The organism is Sulfurisphaera ohwakuensis (assembly GCF_009729055.1).
Taxonomy (GTDB): Archaea; Thermoproteota; Thermoprotei_A; order Sulfolobales; family Sulfolobaceae; genus Sulfurisphaera; species Sulfurisphaera ohwakuensis.
This window is the reverse complement of record NZ_CP045484.1, coordinates 549,004-565,671: the sequence shown is the minus strand read 5'-3', so window position 1 is coordinate 565,671 and position 16,668 is coordinate 549,004. Positions and strand designations below refer to the sequence as shown.

Annotated in this window: 15 protein-coding genes and 1 pseudogene; 9 read left to right on the top strand and 7 right to left on the bottom strand. The window is 31.8% G+C overall.

What is annotated here, in order from left to right; translation table 11 throughout:
• Window positions 1–517: 517 nt before the first annotated feature.
• Window positions 518–922, bottom strand: coding sequence for an STK_08120 family protein (locus D1869_RS03460; protein WP_156013926.1), 405 nt, complete (start codon window positions 920–922; stop codon window positions 518–520).
• Between the two features lie 617 nt (window positions 923–1,539).
• On the opposite strand from D1869_RS03460, the gene D1869_RS03455 reads away from it, so the two are divergent.
• Window positions 1,540–2,343 (top strand): acetoacetate decarboxylase family protein, encoded by an 804-nt coding sequence (locus D1869_RS03455; RefSeq protein WP_156013925.1) that lies wholly within the window; start codon window positions 1,540–1,542, stop codon window positions 2,341–2,343.
• Window positions 2,344–2,347: 4 nt separating this feature from the next.
• Here D1869_RS03455 and D1869_RS03450 read toward each other — a convergent pair whose 3' ends face one another.
• Window positions 2,348–3,784 carry an MFS transporter gene (locus D1869_RS03450; protein ID WP_156013924.1) on the bottom strand — a complete coding sequence of 479 codons (1,437 nt, stop codon included), beginning with the start codon at window positions 3,782–3,784 and terminating at the stop codon, window positions 2,348–2,350.
• A gap of 141 nt (window positions 3,785–3,925) precedes the next feature.
• Here D1869_RS03450 and D1869_RS03445 point away from each other — a divergent pair, with 141 nt between their 5' ends.
• The 4 genes and pseudogenes from D1869_RS03445 to D1869_RS03430 all read left to right on the top strand — a co-directional run bounded on the left by D1869_RS03445 (window position 3,926) and on the right by D1869_RS03430 (window position 6,163).
• Window positions 3,926–4,495, top strand: coding sequence for a hypothetical protein (locus D1869_RS03445; protein WP_156013923.1), 570 nt, complete (start codon window positions 3,926–3,928; stop codon window positions 4,493–4,495).
• Window positions 4,496–4,723: 228 nt separating this feature from the next.
• Window positions 4,724–4,957, top strand: a complete 234-nt coding sequence (locus D1869_RS03440; RefSeq protein WP_156013922.1) for an AbrB/MazE/SpoVT family DNA-binding domain-containing protein — start codon at window positions 4,724–4,726, stop codon at window positions 4,955–4,957.
• A complete protein-coding gene (locus D1869_RS03435; RefSeq protein WP_156013921.1) occupies window positions 4,950–5,336 on the top strand; it encodes a type II toxin-antitoxin system VapC family toxin in 387 nt (128 codons plus the stop codon). Before D1869_RS03440 ends, D1869_RS03435 begins: the two co-directional genes overlap by 8 nt.
• 135 nt (window positions 5,337–5,471) lie before the next feature.
• Window positions 5,472–6,163: pseudogene (locus tag D1869_RS03430) on the top strand (IS1/IS1595 family N-terminal zinc-binding domain-containing protein).
• A 213-nt stretch (window positions 6,164–6,376) separates the two neighbouring features.
• Here the strand turns inward: D1869_RS03430 and D1869_RS03425 are convergent.
• The 3 genes from D1869_RS03425 to D1869_RS03415 form a co-directional block, all read right to left on the bottom strand.
• Window positions 6,377–6,694 carry a clan AA aspartic protease gene (locus D1869_RS03425; RefSeq protein ID WP_156013920.1) on the bottom strand — a complete coding sequence of 106 codons (318 nt, stop codon included), beginning with the start codon at window positions 6,692–6,694 and terminating at the stop codon, window positions 6,377–6,379.
• A complete protein-coding gene (locus tag D1869_RS03420) occupies window positions 6,691–7,089 on the bottom strand; it encodes a hypothetical protein (RefSeq protein ID WP_156013919.1) in 399 nt (132 codons plus the stop codon). Before D1869_RS03420 ends, D1869_RS03425 begins: the two co-directional genes overlap by 4 nt.
• A gap of 598 nt (window positions 7,090–7,687) precedes the next feature.
• A complete protein-coding gene (locus D1869_RS03415) occupies window positions 7,688–7,918 on the bottom strand; it encodes a 50S ribosomal protein L13e (RefSeq protein ID WP_156013918.1) in 231 nt (76 codons plus the stop codon).
• A 76-nt stretch (window positions 7,919–7,994) separates the two neighbouring features.
• Here D1869_RS03415 and D1869_RS03410 point away from each other — a divergent pair, with 76 nt between their 5' ends.
• Window positions 7,995–8,507 carry a zinc ribbon domain-containing protein gene (locus D1869_RS03410; RefSeq protein WP_156013917.1) on the top strand — a complete coding sequence of 171 codons (513 nt, stop codon included), beginning with the start codon at window positions 7,995–7,997 and terminating at the stop codon, window positions 8,505–8,507.
• Window positions 8,508–8,640: 133 nt separating this feature from the next.
• Entirely contained in the window at window positions 8,641–10,323 is a 1,683-nt protein-coding gene (locus D1869_RS03405; RefSeq protein ID WP_156013916.1) for an MFS transporter, read from the top strand.
• A gap of 53 nt (window positions 10,324–10,376) precedes the next feature.
• Here the strand turns inward: D1869_RS03405 and D1869_RS03400 are convergent, their stop codons facing one another.
• Window positions 10,377–12,722 carry an ABC transporter substrate-binding protein gene (locus D1869_RS03400; protein WP_184651046.1) on the bottom strand — a complete coding sequence of 782 codons (2,346 nt, stop codon included), beginning with the start codon at window positions 12,720–12,722 and terminating at the stop codon, window positions 10,377–10,379.
• 138 nt (window positions 12,723–12,860) lie between these two features.
• Window positions 12,861–14,000 (bottom strand): hypothetical protein, encoded by a 1,140-nt coding sequence (locus tag D1869_RS03395; RefSeq protein ID WP_156013915.1) that lies wholly within the window; start codon window positions 13,998–14,000, stop codon window positions 12,861–12,863.
• A 173-nt stretch (window positions 14,001–14,173) separates the two neighbouring features.
• Here D1869_RS03395 and D1869_RS03390 point away from each other — a divergent pair, with 173 nt between their 5' ends.
• Window positions 14,174–15,223: an ABC transporter permease gene (locus tag D1869_RS03390; protein WP_221267126.1), complete on the top strand. Its 1,050-nt coding sequence runs from the start codon at window positions 14,174–14,176 to the stop codon at window positions 15,221–15,223.
• The gene (locus tag D1869_RS03385; RefSeq protein WP_156013914.1) at window positions 15,220–16,668 is read left to right on the top strand and encodes an ABC transporter permease; all 1,449 of its coding nucleotides are present in this window, start codon (window positions 15,220–15,222) and stop codon (window positions 16,666–16,668) included. The genes D1869_RS03390 and D1869_RS03385 overlap by 4 nt, the downstream gene beginning before the upstream one ends.

Sequence of the window (16,668 nt, the reverse complement as noted above, 5' to 3'; positions counted from 1 at the left end):
AAATTAGTCTATAAACATCCCAATAAAATTCTTTATCTATAACGGAAGAGAGCTTTCTAAGTGATAAATATCTTTATCGTCGTAATATCATCTCATCCCAATAACTTATCAATATTACTCATCATTTTCCATTTTTACCAAATTGGACAACGTCTAATGACTCTGGTAGTGCCCAAGGGCTGAGAATTAACTATGAAATATTATAAAATCCTATGAAGTCCGAACCCCTAATACATTTATTACACGTATTGCCCTCTTCTAATATTACTCTATGTAAATATAGTTATTTTATTACACATTAACGAATTAAAATCAATCCTCGACGAAAGTATTGAATATTCTCTCTACATAGAGTATAAAGTATTTACCAATATACTATTAAATTAACTAAAAAGTTCGACATACGTTAAATCTTCTGATTAACATGTTTAAACTTAATTTATCGAGGATGAATCGTAACTCGCTAAATTTAATTCTCAATTATATTAAATTATATAGACATAAATATATTTAAAAATTATATCTTACGCTTTATTCTTTCTAATCTAATTTCTTCATTTAATTTCTTTATATTTTTTGCTATTCTTCGTCCTAGCATAAATTTAATAAAAGAACTTAATCTACCTTCATAATCAAATGAAATTCTAATTTCCCCATCTTTTACATGAGTAAACTCTAAAAATCCACCTTCTCCCCCGCTTACCCCAATTGTATTAAATTTGTACGAGACCTTATCATTTCTTGAATAAACTACTCCATGTATCATTAAAACCATAAGACCTAATGTAAAAGAGGCTTCATAAACATTACCATTTACCTTTACTACATCTGCATCTACTATTTTGTATAAGGTAAAATTTGGATCTGCAATAATTAAAAATACTACATTAATTTCATGATTCGTAGAAAATATAAACTCCATAGATTTAAGTAAAAAGTATTTCTTTTTATACTTTTCGAAGATTATTGCTTTTATTAAAAACCTTAAGTATCTTTATTTTTATATGAAACAAGAGTTTAGTTATGAGAATTTATTATAGTTTTAAAATAATTTTATAGAATTTTATCGGGTTATGCAACTAGATAGCATTAAGTTAGACGAAAAGATATGATAGTTAAGTTAAAGGTTTTCAAGAGACTTGAGAAAGCGTGAAATTTTAGATAAAACGAAATCGAGAAATAGTTTTAATACTAGTCATAAAGAATATTTAGTATTAACAAATGAGAAGATATAGAATAATTATAAATATGAAGATAAATTATAAGAGAAACAGATATTATACCAAATATATCAAGAAAATAGAATAATAAGTAAGTAAAAACTTTTCCTGTAAAGATCCTTATATGATACTTATCACTACAATATTCAAATAACAAAGTAAAAATGCTTGTTTAGGATAACTTAAAAGATATGTGATCTATGAAAGATTTCTTACCACAATAACAAAATTTTCGTGTAATTCTATAGAAATTTATACCAAGCTTAACTTCAAACTTGTTTGAGAGATAATTTATTAAACATCTGTTTAACTACTACCTATGCAAAACGACTTTTCCCTACCTATTACAAAAAGCGGTAGATCACAGATAGTTTTTCCACCACCATGGCACTATGGAGTAACGTATATTTCAGCCCATGTGAAATTCGATAAGGATTCAGCAAATCAACTACTACCAAACTTTTTATCTACAGACGGTGAAGGTTGGATATATATTGCCGAGTTTATCTCAACTTCAGATCATACCTGGAACTTTATGTATGAGGACCCAGAACTGGTTCAATATATGGAAGGAGCTATAGGATTAAAGGTTACTTTTGAAGGTAAAAACTACTTATACTTCCCATTTATGTGGGTTGATAAAGATTGGGCCTTAGTGAGAGGATGGCTAGATGGTTACCCTAAGAAGATTGCTAAAATAGTAATGACAAAACTTCACCCCTTACTTCCAATGTATAATAAACCAGAAAAAGGACTAAAAATGGGCGGTTATGTAGTTAGAGGTGGTGGAGTTCTTCTAAGATTACAAGTTGAATTACAAGAAAGAGCCGATTCAGTGCCAGTTTCAAAATTTGGACCATTCTTAAATATAAGGAGATTCGCTACCAGAGGTGATGAAGAAGAGGACTTATATGAGGTCGTTAGTAGGGTTAGAGATGTTAGGAACTACGGTGAAATATGGAAAGGTGAGGCTAAAGTTGAGCTTGGTGGTTATATAAATGATGAGGTAAACTTATTAAAGCTTGAAGAAGTTTATGCCGGTTATCACTATACTTTATACTTTAGAGTAACAACTACAAAACTGTTAAAAAAGATAGTTGCTGAAAAAATAACTTCTTCTTAATAAGTTAAGGAGAGATTTCATCTAATCTTTTTCCTAAAGTATAATGTCCAGCTACCATTGCAATTATTGCTGAAATTACTAGGAATAATGCAATTAAGCCAAACAGTTCTACTGTTGAATGTAATGATACTGCAACAGAAGTAATATATACTACCCCTAAACCTCCTCCTAAATGGCCAATACCATCACACAATGCAAATCCAGAAGTTCTAGCCCTTGTTGGAAAACTCTCAGCAGTCCATGTATAGGCTACTGGTACCCAAACGTTAAATCCTATGAATAGTATAATAGCACCTAATCCATCAATTATTGGATTTGGTGTTAATGCTATCATCATCCCTCCAATTACTGTAACTAAAGCACCTATTCCTATCCACCATTTCCTTTCTAATCTTTCTCCTAGAAGTGTTGCAATCACAGCGGCTAAAACAAACCCTATAATTCCAATCGCAGATACCATTCCGGCTTCGGAGGGGGAATATCCTTGAGCTGTTAAAAGTGAAGTTAAACCAGCAGCAATACTATAAACTGTAGTATAAGCTAAGAACCATACTACTACAAGTAACACAAATCTCTTTAAATATGATGAGTTTGTTAATATTTCTGAATACGGTACTGTTTTTGAAATTTTGTACACTGGTATAAAAGACGGTAATGAGGGTAATTTATATCCTTTAGAAGTTACTTTCTCTTCCATTAGGTTGACTATCATTTCAGCTTCAGAAATTCTTCCTTTACTTACTAACCATCTAGGAGATTCTGGTAATCTAAATCTTAGTGCTAGTCCTACTAACGCTAGAGCTGCACCAATAATATACATTACTCTCCAACCATTAACTGCGAAAAATCCGGAACCTCCCAACGCAATAGGTAATCCTTGAGGAAATGGTGCTGGAGGTGTAGTAAAGAGCAAACCTAACCAAATTGCCAGAAAACCTCCAATAGTTGAGAATATGAAAATTGCTGAAACGTACTTACTCCTATAGGCTAATGGAGCAACCTCACTAACGTAAGTATTCACTATAGCTAAATCAGCCCCAACACCGATTCCAGTTAACGTCCTAGCGATCAAGAAGTTAATATAATTTGGCGCGAAAGCGTTATAAAGCGAACTTAATCCCATGATCAGCATTGTTATCATTAGCATATCTCTTCTGCCAATTCTATCAGCAATTGGCGAAAGAAGAAGGGATCCTACAACATAACCAGCTAAGTTGCCCAAAACTACTGGTCCTAATAGCGGAGCCGCTTGAGCTGGAGATACATGGAATAATGTTACAGCTGTTTGAACGAAACTAACGTTTATGTTAAATATGTCAAAAAATGTGAACAATTCTCCTATACCTATTATGCCTAGAAGGATATAGTTGAAAGCCCACGTTGGAAGTCTATCTAATCTAGCTATAATTTCCGATGCCTTACTCTCCTCTTCCTTAGACATATGCGTAAATTCCTTCATTTCCTTATAAAGGCTATATTAAACTGATTTAATAGATAATGTAACTTACTTAGTTTAAAAAACTATTGATATAATTTAATCTTATGAGTGAATATTTAAGCTTTTGTAAAGAGATTAAAACTTGTGTATATTACAGTTTTACCACTAGATTCAGTCTTATTAGACGTAATTTATGAAAGTGGGGAATACTCCTTAGTAACTATTGATAAGTTTTATGGAGTTGCTAAAGATAAGAAAATTACGTACATTACTGATAATAAAGTCCTAGGATTACTTATGCTTTATGAGTTAGGGTTAAGAAAACCACTAAGGATAAGAAAAAGTATGGATTTCATTTTTCTAAAGATAAGTATGGATAATATATTTAATAACGGTGAAATTCTAGCTAAAAAAGATAATACATCTTTAAAATTAATTTCACAAAATGAGTTAAATGAAAGTACACCTATTATTTATGAATGGAAGCAAAATTGTGCTATCTTTACTGATGAAGAGAGTAAAGTTTCATATATGATTAGTTTCAATTCTTGTAATAAAAAGGGTAAATATGAAGAAATAGAAGTTTATGAATGCGTAAATGATTTTGGAAAATTCTATGTTGCAGTAGATGTTATTAATTGTATCATTTCACAATCTATCAATATTTTAAATAAAATTTCTGAATTAGTATTTGGTGTAAGGTTTTCAAGGTAATGAAAAAATTTTTATGAATTAACTCTTACTAAGATTAAAGCTCATAATAAAGGAATATTAATATAGAATTATAATACAATGTTGTTATACTGAACTTACAGTGTGACCGTGGTAAAACTTATCTTTCACCAAAATGAACAATACAACTAGCGATCCTACTACATTATTTTATTGAAATTATATTCTAGTTACATGAAAATTTTTAAAGTGGGAGTATAAAATTATTTTATGGGATATATAGTTACTGTTGATGAAAGGGGAAGGATTGTAATACCAAAAGAGATCAGAGATAAACTAAACTTAAAAGAGGGAAGTAAAGTAGAGGTTGCTTTAGAGAAAGATGGAAAAATAGTAATTAACGTGAAAAGAATAAGCGTGGATAATATTTACGGAATAGCAGGAAAAGAATATGTTAAAATCGAGGAAATTGAGGAGGCATTAGGATTTGAAAGTGATGATTGATTCTAATATCTTTATTTATGTACTTTTTTCTGATCCTTCTTATGGTGAAAGAGCAAAAGAGATATTAAAAACTGCAGAAGAGGATATAGCTTATTCTTCAACTCTAATAATTTCCCAAGTATTAGCACATTTAGAAAGGAAGAAAAAAGTTGATGTGATTCCAATCTTTATTAATTATCTTCAGCAGTCTGGAATATATATCTCTGAAACAACATGGGAGGACGTTATTAACGGAATAAAACTTCTCCAAGAATTGAAATTAGGTTATAAACTTTGGGATGATGCAATAATATTCTCTCAGATGAAAAGACTTGGAATAGACGTAATTTATTCTAATGATACAGATTTTGATTTATTCCATGCAAATAGAAAATTCTAATTTAGGTTATGCAAGAGTGGATAACTAAGATTTTCATTGCGAATTGTAATTTTACCTACTAAATTAATATAATTCAATAAACAAATAGATAGTGTCGTCATTAGGGTATAAATTCTTGTATTACGAGTATTACTTATGGGTAGGAAGCCTGTATTTAGGCAAGACTTAACTTGTCCTTCTTGCGGTAGTCATCATGTTGTTAAGTGTGGTTGGGTAGGCAGAAGTTTTTGTGTAGGGATTGTGGTAAGCGTTTTTTGGGTGATGCTTCTAGGCATCATTATCATAAGAGGGTTAAGGAGGAGGCTTTAAGAATGTATGCTAATGGTATGAGTATGAGGGCTATTTCTAGGGTTCTTAACGTACCTTTGGGTACTGTGTTTATTTGTGTTAAGTAGGCGGAAGTGTGAGAAGTTAGTGGAATAAGGCTAAAGAGTTTGTTAAGGGTAAGGTTGTTACTAAGGTTGTTGGTGAGATGTGGGCCTACTTGTGCAGGAACACTAGGGCTTTCTACAAGTTTACTTGTTACGTTTACACAAGTCTTGGATTCTACTAGTTTACTCTGTTGGTGATAGGGATGAGAATACTTTCAGTGAGATTAAAATGTACTTGCCAGATGGTGGGTGAGTGATGATTACAACTTTTGGTTAAAGGATCACACGATTGTCTCACCGGTTAACCCCAACGAGGGGCTACATTCCTCACTAAGGGATAGGCTTGTACGCTTCAAGAGGGCAACAAAGGCAGTAAATAGGAGTATAAGTATGATAAAGCACTCCATAGCAATAGTCTTATGGGAGAGAAGACTAATCTCAGAATTTATACCCTAATGACGACACTATCTCCACACTCTTTTTCATTTACAGAGCTTTAATCATACTTACTAAGACTTAAAAGAGCTAAATCTCTCTAACTTATCAAATAATCTTAGAAATATCATTTTCCTTTAAACATAACTAAGTATAAACATTAGAAAGAATCTCGTTTCTGAAATTAACATTATCAATCATAACATAGACCAATAACTCTTTCTATTACGAGAATTAAGGATCAAGAACCGTAAAGTCCTTGTAGTTTATAACTAAACCTAGTTTTATTAACGCCCCTTCACCAATCAAATTTTCATCTAATTGAGGGATCCATAATACTACAGTATTAATTTCATTACCCAGTATTCTAAATGTAGAGATCTTTCCGAAAGCTATATAACATTCATTCTCAGTTATGCATACTAAACCTGCATCAAATGTAGGAAAAGGTATTTTCTCGAATATTTCATAATTAACCATTATGTCGCCACTAAATCCAGTATCTACAATAAACCAATCTTCCACGTCGTTAATCTTAGCCTTTATTCTCACAAGAATAAATAAATTTTTGATGGACCTTTTATTTTTACTTTCTTTCCTTCCTTCGTCTTTTCCAAAACAAACTTATACAAAGACTCAATATCAGAAAACCTTCCTAATAATTCTCCTTCCTGGCTAAAGACAAGATATGCATCTCCGCTTATAACTTCCACATTCTCTCCCTTAAGAATATGTTGTTTTGCTTCCTTAAATGCCTCCTCTGCTGTTGAAAATTTTTCAATTTTTTTACCAGAAACTATTAAAAAATATTCCTTTGATGGACCTTTTATTTTTACTTTCTTTCCTTCCTTCGTCTTTTCCAAAACAAACTTATACAAAGACTCAATATCAGAAAACCTTCTTAGTAAGTTACCATTTTCATCAAAGACTAGATATTCTTCTTCCATAAATTCATATATATTGTGGTACTTAAATCAATTACTATATGAGTTTGAGAGAACTATTGATATATTAATATTTACTAGTAACGTAATTTTCTTTTAATCTGCTTAATCCTCAAGCACTTAAATAAACATCTACGTAATAATGAAAAGTGAGTAATTATAGCTAAAAGTTATGCTACAAGGTGTGAGCCAAGTTTCTTATGCAAATTGTAATATTCTCTTAATTTAGTATAATTTTATGAAGAAATAATTGATTGTATATCATTATCCCCATTAAGTCCGTGGTATAACTTCTTGGTCTCTCCAATTATCAATGTACAATCAATTCGATAAAATAAAGTGAATTCGCAAGAGAGCCGTGAAAGACCCCTGCTACAGTCTTCAAAAGCTTAATATAATTCCTAGAATATTTGTCTAAGCTAATTTAAAATTCTGTTCTTTGATTAATTATTAACAGTATCGCTTGTCATCTTTTCAGTAGAAATATACTTATGTTCTTTCTTTTTTATAAACTGATTTTTTATAATCTAAAAACTAATAAAAAGAAACATTATAACTACAATGCAGATAGTTTACTTTACTGAGACATAATTAATGAAAATTACTGAGCTTGTTTCTTCTCTTGTTGTTCCTTTAATTTCTTTAGGGCTTCAACATTTTCTGGGTAAGAAGTTTTTCTTCTTTTATCAATTCTGACTCCAAGTTTTTTAGCCTCATGTACGGACAATCCGGCTTCTTTTAATTCTTTTAAACTAAAACCTTTCCCTACTTTAGTATCTTTCTTTCTAATTTCAAAACGATAATGAGGGCGTTTAACAATCGGCTCTACCATAAATAAAAAGTTTATGTAGGAGATAATAAGCTAAACTTAACGAAAACCTTTTAACCTTAACTCAAATTTAGACTCAATGCAGAAGACATATACTAACGTATACGTCAACTTATATCAATTAGGGTTATCATTAGAACAATGGCTAATTAGTAAAGGTTATAAAACTCAAATCTTACCAGTTGGACAATATGTGGTGGTTCAAGCTAAAAAAGAAGGTATATTAAGGACTATTTTTGGTGCTAATAGAGCTTTCACAATAAGACTTTCTGGAGGACAAGGAGTTTTAAACGTGGATGTAGGAATGAGTGACTGGCTAAAAGCTGCTGATGTCACAGAAGATGTAATAGCTGCAATGGTCTTCACACCATTAGCATTTATTGAAGGTATTGAAGAAGTATATAATTTGAAAATTGAAGAAGACATCATTAAAGAGATTGAAAGGCTAATCAGCTTAACGAATCAACAACCACTATTTCAGCCGCAACCATTTTATCAACCAATGTTATATCAGCAAAAGACATGTAGGGCTTGCGGTTATAATAATCCAATAAATGCTAGGTTCTGTATGAATTGTGGCTCACCTTTATAAATCCTCTTTTCTTTCTTTAACCAGCTTTTTTTAATCTATGTTTTATTCGCTTTCTTACTTTAATTTTAACTAATAATTATTTAAATCTTCATTAACAAAAGATTTAATAGTTAACTATTCACTACTTAACATTATGGTTCAGTATAAGTGGATTGCCCTATCTAATACAAGCCTAGGAGTTTTCATGGGATTCATGAATGCTAACATTGTCCTAATATCATTACCAGCTATATTTAGAGGAATTGAGGTAAACCCATTTACATCATTTCAATACCTATTATGGATTCTATTTGGTTACTCGATAGTATCAGCAATATTAGTAGTTAACATTGGTAGAATCTCAGACATATTCGGGAGAGTTAGAATGTACAATTTGGGTTTTGCAATCTTCACTATAGGTTCAATCCTACTTTATATAACTCCAGGTACTGGGAGTATTGCAGCACTTCAGTTGATAATTTATAGAATTATTCAAGGAATTGGCGGAGCCTTTTTAATGGCAAATAGTGCTGCAGTACTATCTGAAGCGTTTCCACCAAATCAAAGAGGTTTTGCATTAGGTTTAAACGGTGTAATAGGGATTTTTGGAGGAATTGCTGGAATAATATTAGGCGGTATTTTAGCCTCAATTTATTGGAGAGATGTATTTTTAGTTAGTGTACCAATAGGAATTGCTGGGACTATTTGGTCTTATAAATCATTAAAACAATTAACTCCTCCTAATAGGAATCAAAGGGTTGATATAATAGGAAATATACTATATGCAGTAGCATTAATTCTCATATTGGTAGGAATAACTTATGGAATTTTACCTTACGGTTCCTCAGCTACTGGTTGGACTAATCCATATGTAATTGCAAGTATATCTTCCGGTGTAGCATTGTTCTTAGTTTTCCTTTATGTAGAAACTAAAGTTAAGGACCCAATGTTTAGGATAGACCTTTTCAAGGTTAGAGCATTTACTATGGCATCCCTAGCAATATTTTTTGCACAAATTGCCTTTGGAGGATTACAATTAATGTTGGTTTTACTTTTACAAGCGATTTGGCTACCATTGCATGGTATACCTTATTCACAAGCTCCGTTTTGGGCTGGTGTGTATCTTTTACCATTATTAGCGGGTTTTGGAATAATGGGAACTATTGCTGGAAGACTTTCTGATAAGTATGGGGCTAGGGTACTGGCAACAGTTGGATTAGTAATACTTGGAGCGGGATTAATAGCATTAACATCATTACCCTATGATTTTAACTACTTAATATTTGCAATAATAATCTTCATAATGGGTGTTGGCAACGGTCTATTTGTATCACCAAATATGGCTTCATTAATAAATGCAGCACCACCACAACATAGAGGTTCTGCATCTGGAATTAGAGCAATGTTAACAAATACTGGAAGCACGTTAAGTATTGGAATATTCTTCACAATAGTTATAGATGTATTATACCTTAACTTACCCAGTACTTTGACTTCTGCCTTAACTGCCGCTGGTGCACCACAGCTAGCACCAATAATGGCTAAGATACCGCCAACTGCAGCATTATTTGCTGCATTTTTAGGATATGATCCAGTAAAAACAATATTGTCACAATTACCGGCAAGTATTGTTAATTCAATTCCACCATCAACATTAGCAACTATTACCGGCAAGTATTGGTTCCCTACTGTTATAGCCCCAGCATTTATGGACTCATTGAAAATTGCATTTTACTTCTCAGCAACTCTAGTGTTTATTGCAGCTATTATATCAGCATTAAGAGGAAGAACTGTGATATATGAGAGAGATATAATGAAAGCTTCTGATCCAAAATAATTTTTTATTAATTATATTTATCCGAAGAAAAAGAAATAAAAGAAAAAATTATTTTATCTTCTTCTTAATAATACTATTGCGACAGCTATAATTATAATTATGACTACGACTATACCCGCTATTAATGCTACATTGATTGATGGAGTAGTGGTGGTTGTAGTAGTAGTGGTGGTTGTAGTAGTATGTGTAGTTACTGGGGGAACAGTAGTCGTGACAGTTGGAGTTACATTTAAGCTTCCGTAACTAAATTCTTCTCTCATCTGTCCATTTACAGTCCAAATTGCTTTAGCTACTATTTCATATAATCCTGGTTGTAACATCGAAGTATTAATAGTAGCCTGATATATTCCATTTCCCATATTCTTTGCAATAATTACATATGGTTTACCATTTATAGTAACATTACTGTATGTATGACCAGGAACGTTCAAATATTTCAAGTAGACATAGACTGTAGCATTACTTATTTGAGTTGGTAATAGCATATCAGTACTGTTATCCCAACTATATGCTGTTATGTTAGCTGTGAAGGTAGCCATTTGGCCTTGCTTTACTGTTTGTAAGAATAGTAATGGGTTAATTCTAAAGTAATGTAAGTTTGCATGAACTACTATTTCCTCTGCAGGCACATTCCACTCGCCCCATATATATGCACCGCTGGATATTAATGGTGCTATCTTTTCAGCATATACCATTGCTGGATTAATTTTGTTAAATATATGAGCTGGAACTATTGGAAACTCAATTAGTGTATAGTATACGTTAAGGAAGTTTGTCGAATTCAAATATATAACAATTTGATATGGCCCAGTTACATTTGTCCATACTATTGCGGGTATAGTACCGAATAAATCTGTATTAACAAAGTCATTATCAGCTAAATAAGTATAGTTTACGTGAAGTCCATCAAATGTATTAGTTCCCATCATACCAGGTATATCATACCACCAAATGGTAAAGTTAACGTCATATGCAGTTAATGGAACCCCATCAATCCATGTATCATTGTGAACTAGGTTAACGATTAATTCAGTTCCGTTTGGTATATACTTATCACCAGGTAATGTAACATTATGAATATATACTATACTCCAATTCTGTGCAACCCATGGTATTAGAGCTTGAGGTGATACAGTAGCAGGCATTGTTAAATTTACTACAGCTAAGGAATCATATAGATCATCTAACGTATTAAACGCATATAGACTAACACTAGCGTAAGGATTCATATGTCTTGGTAAATCGCTACTTACGGAAGAGAATATAAATGTACCATTTAAGGCACTATTGGTTGGATGAATATCCATTAAACTGAATGAGTATACTGCCGTTTCATTTAAGTATATATAATTAGCCCAACTTGGTAAGTATACTCCTTGTATTGCGTTACTCCAAACATTTATTATATATGGTAATTCAACTTGTAAATCATATTCAACTTGTTTTACTAAGTTAATTGAATCGCTTAGCGTTGGGGAAGTAGCAGCTTCAGTTATAAGCGTATCTATTGTAGAGTTTGAAAATCCTCCAACATTGGCTGGATCGGTATAAATTGATAACCAAGCAGGTACATCAGCACCTAAATCAATCCATCCAAAAGTAGTTATGTTAAAATCAGTATATGGAGGAGTTGTAGCTAAAGTTATCAATTCTCCAAAAGTAGTCGCTTCTGGTTTAATTGTTAAGTTAATAGCAGCCGCTTGAGTTTCTAAATAACTAGCTAATCTTTGGGCTGGGGTACTACTAGTTGGATAAATAAACGTTAATACCAATGGCTTACCGTTGTAATACCATTGACCATTCACATGAGTGATTCCGGGTACTTTTTCTAAATACATAACAGCTCTTGTTAGATTATAAGATTCGTATTGCTCATAATAGCTTACAACTTGAGGATTAAACCACTCGCTATATATTTTAGGATTTATGAAGTATGGTATATCTTGTCCTAATAACCCGTTGTCCCAAACAATTGCAGTAATATTTTGCGGATTTAATAAACTGCTTATTGCATATCTGAAGTATAAGTTAGCGGTTAAATTATTTCCGAAAGCAAAAACAAATTGTCCAAAGCTTTCTACTGGTGATATTCCTACATATATTGTGCCTTTATACTGTGTTAATAATGTTTTTATCTCTGAAGCATGATCTAAAGTTGCAAAATCAATTTTACCTTGTATGAGAGCGTTGTATTCATCTGTATGGGTAGAATAGGAATATAGATATATTATCGTTCCTACCCAAGGTTCATTATAACGTGCTTGATTCCAAGTTAGAACTGGTGCATTAAAGTTCGATATAGCGTAAGAAGTTGCTACAATATTTAAGTTTAATAATGCTATACCGGCTATTAAAATTATTAGGATATATATCGTTGTTTTATCTAATTTACTTTGCATATCATAATTTCATTTATCACCTTTAAATATTTTTTCGTATCTCTCTAACTTTTTTGAAAGAGGAAATTTTTATCATTATTTTTTGTATAATAGAAGACAAAGGAGGATAACTAGATTTTATGACAGAAAGATAAATTTTCAAATTCTGCTAAAAATTATCAATATTCCATAAAAATTATTACCTTTTTGCTCATAACCTACTCCATAAAGAATACTATTATAAGTTGCCATATTTTCTATTACTATAAATGGCTTTGACATAATCGTGTTTAATTTCTCAAGATTATGACCGTAAAGAATCACACTACCATACGTTGTTCCGTTACTTGTTATGAAAGGAACTCTTAAGGCTATTACTATATTATTGTTTATTGATGAGAGTGAGGTTACTACTCCTAATTGGTATTTTAATTTTATGGGATATACTTGAGTATTGTTAATATAAGCCAAGAAGGGTTCAGGATTTTCGGGATTCGTTAAGTTTTCTCCCCCTATGAGCCAATATCCTTTCCAATAGTAAGAAGTTAGTAAAACTCCAAGATGAAGGAAATTAAAACTGACGTTATAAAAAGTATTATTATAGTAAATTGTAGCTGTCATGTTTACTGCATTTCCTCCCACTATTATTGATGAGGAGTTTTTACTATATATAGAGTATATTGTTGAAGAGCCTCCTAAAACTTTAAAATCACTAGGTAATTTAGGGGACAAATCATAGAAGCCAGAACTATTTATTTTCAATAAAAATGGAATCAAAAAGGGTGATTGGCCAACGCCAGTAATATACGCATTTCCTCCTACAAGCCAATATTCACCATTCCAATCTATTGCATATATCTGACCTATAGTATAAAAGGGTGAAATGAATTTTGAAAGATTGTATATTTTGTAATTTTGAAGATTTATTTCAACTAGACTGGTGTGCAATGTCCCATTTATTCTTGTGCTACCTCCTAATAATATTGCTGTTCCATTATATCCTAAACTGTAAATGTAACCGCCATTAAAATACTCACTTATATTAAAATTAATGAAAGTGTTATTATCAAGGAAATATATTCCAGCAATCCCTATTGGGAAAGTATTATTTATTATTTTTACACCTCCAAGTATTATTTCATTATTATTTATTACTATTAAAGAATATATTTTCGAGAAATCATTTATCTCAATCATTTTATAATGTGGTGAAGTAAAATAATCATACAGTGAATAAGAGGCTACTATTCCTATTACAATTATTATTACAGCTAAGAAGGCTAACCTAACAATACTCATAAGAATAGTGACACGTTTAACTATTTTTAATTTTTTGGTAAGAACATTATTTCAATTTTCACTTTTTATATTCTGAATGGTAAATGATCTCAAATAAATTGAGAAAACTTTTATATAGGAGGTATTCGAGAGTAAAATGATAGAATTACATTATAGTGTTGGTGACTATCCTTATGTCACTCAAGGAAGAGAAAAGGTCTGCATTTTCATCTATTTCTACTAGAATTCCAGTAAAATATTTAATAAAGAGGATTATAGAGAGAATTATTCTTATCATTGTTATAATCTCATTCTTATTTTTCCTTTTTAGGGTATTACCTCTCGCATTTCATGTAAATCCAGCTAGCTTTTACGTACCTCCAACATATAAGGGTTTGTCTAGGAGCACATTAATTGAGGCCATTGATAGGCAATGGGGACTAAATCAGCCATTTTATATTCAATATATTGATTATTTAAAGAACATGTTAACTTTTAACTTTGGATATTCTTTAACCTATGATGAAAGTATAACAACACTTGTTATGCAAGCTATCCCAGTTGATTTATTAATATTAATTCCTAGTTTAATTTTGAGTACAATACTGGCTATAATACTAGGAATTTTATCGGCTACTAAGCAAGGAAAACTTGTTGATACTATTAATTCCACAATAGCTATATTTACGTATTTTATTCCAGCCTTCTGGATATTTGCGATAGTACTGTATTATTTTGGATACCAGTTAGGTTGGGTTCCAACTAATATAGCTGATGCTTTAACTAAAAATGGAGTTCCACTACATGGTTTTGCTTATGTTGCTGGTTTACTCAAGTTTATTGCTCTGCCAGTTATACTTTTAACATTTTTGTCTTATGGAGTAAGGATGATACTAACTAGAGCATATGGAATAGACGCATCAAATAGCCATTTTGCTACTTATCTTAGAGCTAGAGGGATCCCAAATAGGACCATTTTATATAAACATATAGCTAGGAATGCAATGATTCCTGCTATCACTAGGACTGGAATAGATTTTGCCTTTGTTTTAGCAGGTGCTGTTTTCGTGGAAGAAATTTTTAATTATTATGGAATGGGTGTATTATTAGTTAAATCCGCTGAGACCTTTGACGTTCCTGTACTTGAAGCCGTATTCTATATAATTAATCTATATGCAATAATCGTACTTTTGGTTTTAGATTTAGTTTATCCGTTCATAGACCCTAGGGTGAAGTATGAATGAATAAATTTGTAAAAGATCTTTTACATAGAAAATCCTTTATAATCTCAGTAATCATTATAGCAATATTCGTTTTTATAGCTGCAGCAGCACCTATTCTTACCCCTTATTCAAACCCATATTCTACAACAGAATATTTTGTTGCTGGTCCTTATGCGGTTCCTTCTTGGGCCACTATATTTCCACAATACAAACTTTATCCCCCTAACATGCAGTTCGCTTTGATCAATCCAAAAATTTTTGGTAATGCCTCTTACTCTTTTAATAATGGTAGGTATGTTATAACTATCCCACCAGGTAAATATTTTAATTTGACTTACACATTCTATTGGAAGTATATTGCTCCTTATTCCTTTTCGATATCTTTTAACGTAACGCCAATAACAACTCAAGGAGTTCAAGTAAATGTATATTTCATAAATTCAACTAACTTTAAATATTTCTTAGAAAGCTTCGCACCAGAATCTTATGCATTTGCATTTACATATCCGATTGAGACTTTATATTTAAATAAGGTTAACACAATAACAGTGAACTCTTTATATTTAAATCCTGATAATAGTCCATTCTTTGCTTCGTTAAGTGCTTATGAACAGACCATATACAGCTTAACTTTTGAAGACTATACTTTAGGCAAACCTAGTGAAGTTAGTATTATGATCTCAATAGTTAATCTTGGAAATACTCCAGCTAAGATAATATTAACTAATCCAATTTTTAGCGATAAAGGAAAAGCTTTTGGTATTTTAGGTACCGATGATAACGGAGCTAGTGTTTTTGCTGAATTTGTGTATGGAACTAGATTTGATTTGATACTTAGTTTATTAGCATCTATATTAATTGTGGGAATAGGTTTAGTAGCAGGACTTATTGCAGGATATGTAGGTGGTAAAGCTGATCTAATACTAAATTCTATAACGGACTTCTTCCTTACTATACCTGGACTACCATTCATAATTGTGCTGGAAACTGTTCTTTTAGTTTCTGGTGTATTAGCTCATATAAGTGAGGCTGACTTGATATTGCTAATAATTGCTGGTTTATCATGGATGGGTACTATGAAAATAATTAGATCCGTAACCTTATCTATAAAGAGTAGAACATTTATAGAGGCTACTAAGGCCTTAGGTGGTAACTCGTTCTATATTATTAGAAGGCATGTTTTACCTAATATTTTAGGAGTAGTGTTTGCACAAATAGCATATGATGTCCCTACTGTTATATTAATTGAATCGGGACTTGATTTCTTAGGACTAGGAATTACTAATTTCCCTACATGGGGCAATATGTTAGGATTTGCTACTGATGCTGCTTCTTCAGCTACTAGTTTTGCTTGGTGGTGGGTTCTTCCACCTGGACTGGGTATAGTTCTTCTCTCAATAGCTTTCTATTATTTGGGAACTGCATTACAAGATGTGTTAAGCCCATATAGAATAAGAGGAGAATAA